Genomic DNA, 8047 nt, shown 5'->3' on the forward strand with positions numbered 1-8047 from the left:
ATTCATTGTAGGGTGTTTGCTATGGTGGGCAAAAAAATGACATTGAAAAAAGCAAGTAAGTTTAAGGCGTGAGGTTTTTCTCACACCCTTTTATTTAAACTTTTCGATCGCCGATTGCTAAGAGTTCCAGAATCGCTCCATTTGTCCAGCCGAAACCAACTTCGTTAGAACTATATCCAAAACAGATTTCTTCAGAAACATTGGCAGAACAGCGTTCAACATCATATTTCTCAACTAGGGTATTGTGACGCTCGAATTCTTTAACTACCATAGCTAAAAATTTGTTGGCAATGCGATCGCCTTCTGTATGATACCCATAGCGGTGAAGTCCAAGGACTGCAACTAATGTCAATGGTGCCCAGCCAAGGGGAGCATCCCACTGATTGCCGGTGACACGAGTACTGGTAAAAATTCCGCCTGGGGCTTCAAACAAAGAGAGATTTTCTACGACGCGTTTGGCTTGAGTTGGAGAAGCAATTCCCAGCCAGAGAGGATAGAACGTGGTAGCAAATTCGTAGCGGCGGCGTTTTCCATTCTGGAAATGATAGTCGAAATATAATCCTTGTTCTTCATCCCAGAGAAATTGATCGATCCGGTCGCGGCGGATATCTGCGCGATTGCTCCATTTTTGTTCCAATTGTTCGTTCCCCAGAATATGCTTAATTTGCGCCATGTCTTGTTCCACCTGATACAAGAAACTATTGAGGCACACAGGAGCGTAGTGGAGAATATCAGCACTAAAAGGGCCAAATCGGTTGGTGATATCAAAACCAGACTCGCGCATGGTGCGATCGCTTTTGTAAAATAGATTGGTCAGTTTGTCATTTTCGCGATCGTAGTAAAGATTGACATCGTAATCTTCAACCTCAAAGGTTTGGTAATATTCCTTGACGCGATCGTAGTGGCTTTTTCCCTCTTCATCTCGCTCGGAAAACAAAACTTCTGGCGCTGGGCCTTCCCCAAAGGCATAAAATCTGGATAAGCCGGTTGCAGCATTCAGGTGGGGCGGTACTACCCAGTAATAATAAAATTGCTCTAACAGAGGTACGGTTGCTTTTAACCACTCTTCATCTTGGGTGTGCTGGAATAACGCCAAGACCATCATACTCAGGACAGGGGGCTGCGATCGCGACAGCATATAAGTCCGGTTGGCGTTGAGAATAATGCCGTAATGTTGTACTTGGTACAACAATTGATCGACTTGACTTTGTGCTAGCTCCAATTCTCCATCGTGCAAAAGTCCTAGCAATATAAAGTAGCTGTCCCAGCCATACATTTCGTTGAAGCGACCACCTGGTACGACATAAGGCCCTGGTAGGTATAGTAACCCATGCTGTTTAATCGCTTCTGCTTCTGCTGGCAAAGTGCGAATTTCTAGCTGTTGCATATCTTTTGGAGATAGCGATCGCTCCAATACAGTCTGAATGTTGGGACAATCTTCTGAAGGGGAAATGTAGACAATCCAGGGAGTTTCTCTTTTATGGTCTAGTTTGGTATCCTTGGCAGATTGTAATAAGTGTTCGTGCGATCGCGTTAAAGTTTTCCACATTTTTTTAATGTGGAGGCGCACAGCTTCAATCTGTGCTGTGGTAAGTGTTGGGGTCATAATTACAGAATTGTTTTTTTAACGCAAAGGAACGCCAAGGGAAACGCAGAGGAACGCTGAGGTTTTACAGGTGGGAGTGATTTGAGTACTCGATTACGTATCTATGCCAAGGGAAGCGCAGAGGAACGCTGAGGTTTTACAGGGTTCTCTCTGCGTGGGACAAGATTTTTGTTTTTACTCGGCAGTGCTAATTAAGAGGGCAACTGGGAAATGGGTAAGGGCTGTTGCGATTGATAGGGTTTCTGTAGTTTGTAAGGGTTGCTGAGTTAGGACGTTTTTCCAAGTGGGGGAAGTTCCAGGGGGTAGTTGCAGGTGCGTATCTTGCCAAACTGACTCGCCTAAAGGATTGTCTCCTGGCTGGATGAGGCTGGTTAAAAAGCGGGGCGCGATCGCGATCGCTGTTTGATTCCCCTCCCGCCGTGCAAAGGCGATAATATGATTGGCGTAGGTTCCCTGAACTTCTAACGGTAAATAATCGCCGTCCTGGAATAATGAGACATAGTTTGTTCTGGCTTGGAGTAATTGAGCCGTTAAAAACAGTTTGATTCTGCCGTCTGTTTTGTCGTTTAGTAACTCCTGAATTAGTCCCAAAATGTCTGTTTTGACCTGTTCGCGGATGGCGCTTAAGTAAGTACGTCGCTGTTCAAAATCCACAGGACGGCGATTATCTGGATCGACTAAACTCAGTTCCCAAAGTTCTGTTCCCTGGTATAAATCGGGTACGCCGGGTGCGGTAATCTTCAGTAAAGTTTGGGAAAGGGAATTGAATATCCCATAATCTGCAATTCGCTGTTGAAATGGACGAAACGCTTCTAGAAATTCCCCGGATATAGCAGGATCGAGTACTTTCTCAATGAAGGAGGTACAAGCTTCTTCATACTCACTATCAGGTCGTAACCAGGCTGTATGCACCTTCGCTTCTCGTATTGCTTTTATTATATAGTCTTTCACCCGTTCCACGAAGGATGCATGTTCGTGTTCGGCAAAGGGAAACGCCCCTACTAGGGTTTGATAGAGAAAATACTCGTCGTTGCGATCGGGCATCGCAAACCCGTGGCGATGGCTACGATGTCCTCGATTCATGGCACTCCAGGTATTTACCTGCTGATCCCATTCATCGGGGATTTCTGAGAGGACATTCAACCTTGCCCGCACATCTTCGCCGCGCTTGGTGTCGTGGGTGGCTGTGGTGTTCATTGTGTGAGGCCAGGTTGCTTGGTGCTGTTTGTTAAAGGCATGGAATTTGGCTAATTCGATGCCAAAGTGGCCGGGATTTCCGCCGACTTCATTCAGCGACAGCAACCGATTGTAAACATATAATGTGGTATCTTCTACGCCTTTGGCCATTAGCGGGCCGCTGTATTGCTGCATTCGCAAGACAAAATATATCCACTGTTCGCGTTCTGTTTGAGTCAGAGAATTATCAAACTCTAGCAGCATTAACTTTTCAATAAAGGTCAGTTCATTCTGCAACAGTGGCACTTGTTCTTTGGTTTGGCTAATTACTTCTTGAATGGTAGCGCGATCGCTTTCTCCAATTCCATCGGGCGTAATGTAGGTGCGGTAAATTGGGAACAGTGTCAAAACTTCGGCGATCGCTCTTTTTAATCCATTCAGTGTAAAATCATTGCCATAGCGATATTTGCTGGAAACGTTCTTTAACAAAAGAGCCAGATTGTCAATATCACCTGCTAAATTCTTTTCTAAAATCAGGTGCTTTTTATCTTTTACTACCGATGCATAATCTGCTCTGGAACTGATAAAGTTTTGGTAAATTTTATCGAAGGATGATTCATTTTCCGTTTGACAAAATACGCCATTTACATAATTTAAAAAGTCATATCCAGACGTACCTTCTATTTCCCAGTTTTCCGGCAACTCTTCGGTGAGTTCTAAAATCTTCTCGACGGTGATATAAACATCTCCCATCTTTTCTTGCAGTCTTTCGAGATACTGGATTGGGTTATAAAGTCCATCAATATGGTCAATCCGTAAACCAGTAAATTTGCCTTCTTCAACTAGTTTCTGAATTAGGCTGTGGGTATTATTAAAAACCCGCACTTCTTCAACCTTAACGGAAATCAGTTCATTGACAGTAAAGAAACGACGGTAATTCATTTCTTCCGCCCCAACTTTCCAGAAGGCGAGGCGGTAAAACTGGTCGTTCAGTAATTCATCTAGGAGGTTAAAGCTTTCTGAATTACCGGGTTCTCCGTTGAATGTTTGGAGATTTTCGTCAATAAACTCGCGGATGGTATCATTTGTGGTGTAGAGTTCCCAAAGCAATCCTTTAATAAATGCAATTTGGTCTTGTCGCTGTTTTCCGGCAACTTCTGAGGGTACACTTTTGAGAATATAGAGAATCCCCAATAGTTTAATAAAATCGGGATGATTGCGTCCCAGTGTGCGCGTGAGTTTACCTAAATTATGGCTGATAAATTTTGTATAAGATTCTAGCCGCAGTGGCAGTTTTAAGCTGTAATAGTTGACGGTTAAACCGTTTTGTTCGTATTGCAGTTGAATGTGTCCGTTTTCCAGGGATGTACCATAGAAATCTCCCAGCAGAGGAGCCAGAATTCGCTCTTGGCGATCGCCAAAGGGAGCATTCCAAGAAAGATCGAAGTAGTCGGTATAGCTGGAATCCGGGCCGTGTTCCAATACGTCCATCAAGTAATCGTTTTCGCTGCTATAGGCCATGTGGTTGGGCACAATATCTTGTAACCAGCCCATACCAAGGGATTGAACTTCAGCAACTAATGCATCAAAGGACTCATTAGTTCCCAGTTCTGGGTTAAGTTGAGTCGCATCTACTATATCGTAGCCGTGCGTACTCCCGGATCGTGCTTTGAAAATGGGGGAAGCATATAAATCGGAAACACCTAAATCTGCTAGATAAGCTGCGATCGCTTTGGCGTTGTCAAAGCCAAACTGAGGTGTAAACTGAATTCTATAAGTGGCGGTGGGAATTCGCATATTTTTTTAGTAGGAGTGGGGAGTAAGGGGGATGTAGCTTTAGCTTCCCGCAGGGTGGAAGATGAGGTTTTGAGGTTAAACGTTGAACCTTTTAGCTCGACTTTATCCATTTTTACGAAACCCAAAACCTGACACTGAAACCTTTGTGGGACGGTAGTTTTACTTTTTAGATTTAACCGATAATCAGTGACATGGAAAAAGTTTTTGCCAAAAAGCTAGGGTTTTTGCCGTATCAAGATAAGCAAGTTCTTAATTTTGGATAAAGTCGAGTTTAGAGGATGTTTGAAAAGTCCTCTTCTCGGTAGCAAAAAGGTGTTACCCCCCTTAATCCCCCCTTGTAAAGGGGGGAAACAGAAAATCTAGTTCCCTCCCCTTTACAAGGGGAGGGTTAGGGTGGGGTAAATTTTAAAGGGGGTTAGGGTGGGGTAAATTTTAAGGGGGGTTAGGGGAGATCGATAAGTGCCTAAGATCGCAGCCAACCATTATTCAAACAACCTTTTAGCTCGAACCTTAAGCCTTTATGCTCGAACCTTAAGCCTTTATGCTCGAACCTTAAGCCTTTATGCTCAAACATTAAGCCTTTTTGCTCGAACCTTGAGGTTATAAGGCTGAAACTTTAAGTTCTAACTATCTCCCTCATCCTTTTTCATAGAGTACTAAACTAGTAGGTTGCAATTTCACTTCTTGGCCCGCAGACAGATGTTCAGCAGCTTCAGAACCATGCCCAGACCATGAGGTATCAGCAGAGTCCAACAATTTATTAGCATTTTGCTCAAACGGCAAAGTTACTGTCACTGCCGACGAATTGAAATTCATCACAAATATTATTTCACTCGATTCGCACCAACGCCGCACGATGACTATCTCTTTCTCTTCATCGCTAGTTGCTTCGATGAAATTGCGGTCTTGGTTGAGCAGGGCTGGATGTGTCTTCCGTAAATTAATTAACTGACGATACCAATCCCAGAGAATTTTGTGTTTTCCTTGATTGCGTAATTCCCAATTAAGTTTAGACTTGAGGAAAGTTTCTGATGATTCTGGATCTGGGGGATCGTCTGCGAAGTGAAATGCTTCAAACTCTTGTTTGCGTCCGGCTCGAACTGCTTGAATTAAATCTGGATCGGAGTGACTGACAAAGTAAATAAAGGGTGCAGTTTCGCCGTATTCCTCTCCCATGAACAACAGGGGTAAGTTGGGCGATAGCAGCACAGCCCCAGCACCTAATTTCAATCCCTCAAAAGAGATTTTCTGGCCGAGGCGTTCTCCTTTCATTTGATTGCCGATTTGATCGTGATTCTGAATACAGACTGTAAACTGTGACAAAGGGCGATCGCGGCAAGATAAGCCATGAAATCGTTTGCGATCGGGCGAGTATTTCCAATCGTAGACAAAAGTATCGCTATAAGCTTTTGCTAGATCGGCACATTTCCCAAAATCTTGATAATATCCTTGGCGATCGCCTGTCAACAGTGTATGCAATGCGTGGTGAAAATCATCACTCCACTGAGCATCGAGTCCATATCCACCCAATTCTGCTGGACGAATTATTCGCGGATTATTCAAGTCACTTTCGGCTATCAGATGGCGTTTCCATCTTTGTCCTTGTTGTGAGAAATGATGAACTGCTTCCGCCAATTCCCATAAAAAATGCTTGGCTCCCAAGTCATAAATTGCTTGAATGGCATCCAGCCGCAATGCATCAATGTGAAATTCGCCCAACCAGTAAAGCGCATTTTCGATAAAATAATTTCGCACACCCTGACTATGGGCATCATCGAAATTCATTGCTTCGCCCCACGGCGTTTTATAGGTTTTAGTAAAGTAGGGCGCGAACTGACTCATATAGTTGCCTTCCGGCCCAAAGTGGTTATACACCACATCCAGCACAACGGCGATATTATTTTGATGGCAAGCATTTACCAGTTGCTTGAGTTCGGCTGGACTACCATAGGAATTTTGGACAGCATAAGGATAAACGCCATCATAGCCCCAGTTGCGGTATGCCAGAGATGCTTCAATATGAGTGTCTCCCGGAACCTGGGAGATCGGCATGATTTCAATGGCGTTAATTCCCAGTTCTCTCAGTTCTGGTAAACGGGGAATAATGGCGGTGAAAGTTCCTTCCGGCGTGAATGTCCCAACGTGAACTTCATAGAAAATCATCGACTCTACAGGAATGCCCGCCCATCCTTCATCAGTCCACTCAAAGTCATGATCGACAATTTGCGACGGCCCATGTACCCCTTCCGGTTGATACTGCGACGCCGGATCGGCAAAGTTGTCTTGGCCATTCAAGACATACCGATAAAGCGTACCCGGATACACATCGTTGACTTTCGTGTGCCAGTATCCCTCAGATTGAGGCTTGAGGGGAATTAACTGCTGTTCTGGCGTCAAAATTTTTACCGTGACGCTATCTAATAGCGGAGACCAAACTGTAAATTCACACTCTCCGTTACCTAAGTATTGAGCACCAATTTTCACGCAGTATCCTCCCGTCAGATTCTTTGTTGTGCCAAATTATGGTATGGCGCGATCGCAAATGTCATTGATTGCACAATGTTTACAAAGACGCCAGATAGCATAATGGTTGGTCTAGCAGACATTTTGCTAGCATCTGGAGGGGGATTTTTGACTAAAATAAACTCTGTCTAATGACCAAAGGGGCAGAAGGCAGGAGGCAGGGGGCAGAAGCATTGGTGTCAACTTCACGTGAAAGCTCTATAATCACCTGATATTAAATCCACTCGTTTACCATCAATATCCGCGTCACCCCACCCCGGTTTTATCTAAAGCCAAAACCGCCCCTCCCCTTGCCAAGGGGAGGGGTTGGGGTGGGGTAAAGCGTATGTGGGGCAAGCATTTGAGCTTAAGTTGGCTTGCAGCTACCATCTGCACAGTACGATGATTGATATGTATTAGAACGTTTACCAAAGATTGCGTAGCGGTTATCGCGGATTTGCTCGTAAAAGCGATCGCCTGCCCATTTCATCCCCGGTAATGCTCGATAAGCGTCTACAAATATACTTCCTGCTGGCAATAACCGCCCAATTTCTTCTGCTGCATTACTGCCTTGCCAACGTCTTTGAGGGGCATTGCCATCAATTAAAATCATTCCCTGTTCGCAATCTTGGGCTGAAATTCCCCACTGTAAAATTGTCTGCTCATCTTGCATGGGACTGTAGCGAAACAGCTTTCCTTGGTCTAAGGTTTCTAGCAATTGCACTAGGGTAACGCAGAGATTACAATTCCCGTCGTAGATTACAAAGTAATTCATAAAAATAATGGCTCTTTGGCAATTGAATTATCGGATGTATAGCAGGAGGCAGGAGGCAGGTGGTCACTGAGCGTAGTCGTTGGCGCAGCCTCTCGTAGAGAAGTGAGGCAGGAGGCAGGAGGTAAAAACCTTGCTATTCCTGAGATTTACGCTTGTCATTATGTCCTAATCTACCTGGCAACTGCTATATC

At 44.5% G+C, this 8047-nt stretch carries 4 protein-coding genes; all 4 read right to left on the minus strand.

What is annotated here, in order from left to right; translation table 11 throughout:
• Positions 1 to 94: 94 nt before the first annotated feature.
• The 4 genes from RMZ42_RS25040 to RMZ42_RS25055 all read right to left on the minus strand — a co-directional run bounded on the left by RMZ42_RS25040 (position 95) and on the right by RMZ42_RS25055 (position 7856).
• The gene (locus RMZ42_RS25040; protein ID WP_322673955.1) at positions 95 to 1606 is read right to left on the minus strand and encodes a trehalase family glycosidase; all 1512 of its coding nucleotides are present in this window, start codon (positions 1604 to 1606) and stop codon (positions 95 to 97) included.
• Between the two features lie 174 nt (positions 1607 to 1780).
• Positions 1781 to 4579, minus strand: a complete 2799-nt coding sequence (gene treY, locus RMZ42_RS25045; protein WP_322673956.1) for a malto-oligosyltrehalose synthase — start codon at positions 4577 to 4579, stop codon at positions 1781 to 1783.
• Positions 4580 to 5215: 636 nt separating this feature from the next.
• Positions 5216 to 7063: a malto-oligosyltrehalose trehalohydrolase gene (gene treZ / locus RMZ42_RS25050; protein WP_322673957.1), complete on the minus strand. Its 1848-nt coding sequence runs from the start codon at positions 7061 to 7063 to the stop codon at positions 5216 to 5218.
• A gap of 385 nt (positions 7064 to 7448) precedes the next feature.
• Positions 7449 to 7856 carry a thiol-disulfide oxidoreductase DCC family protein gene (locus RMZ42_RS25055; RefSeq protein WP_322673958.1) on the minus strand — a complete coding sequence of 136 codons (408 nt, stop codon included), beginning with the start codon at positions 7854 to 7856 and terminating at the stop codon, positions 7449 to 7451.
• Between the last annotated feature and the right edge of the window lie 191 nt (positions 7857 to 8047).

This window comes from Nostoc sp. DedQUE05 (assembly GCF_034530955.1).
GTDB lineage: Bacteria > Cyanobacteriota > Cyanobacteriia > Cyanobacteriales > Nostocaceae > Nostoc.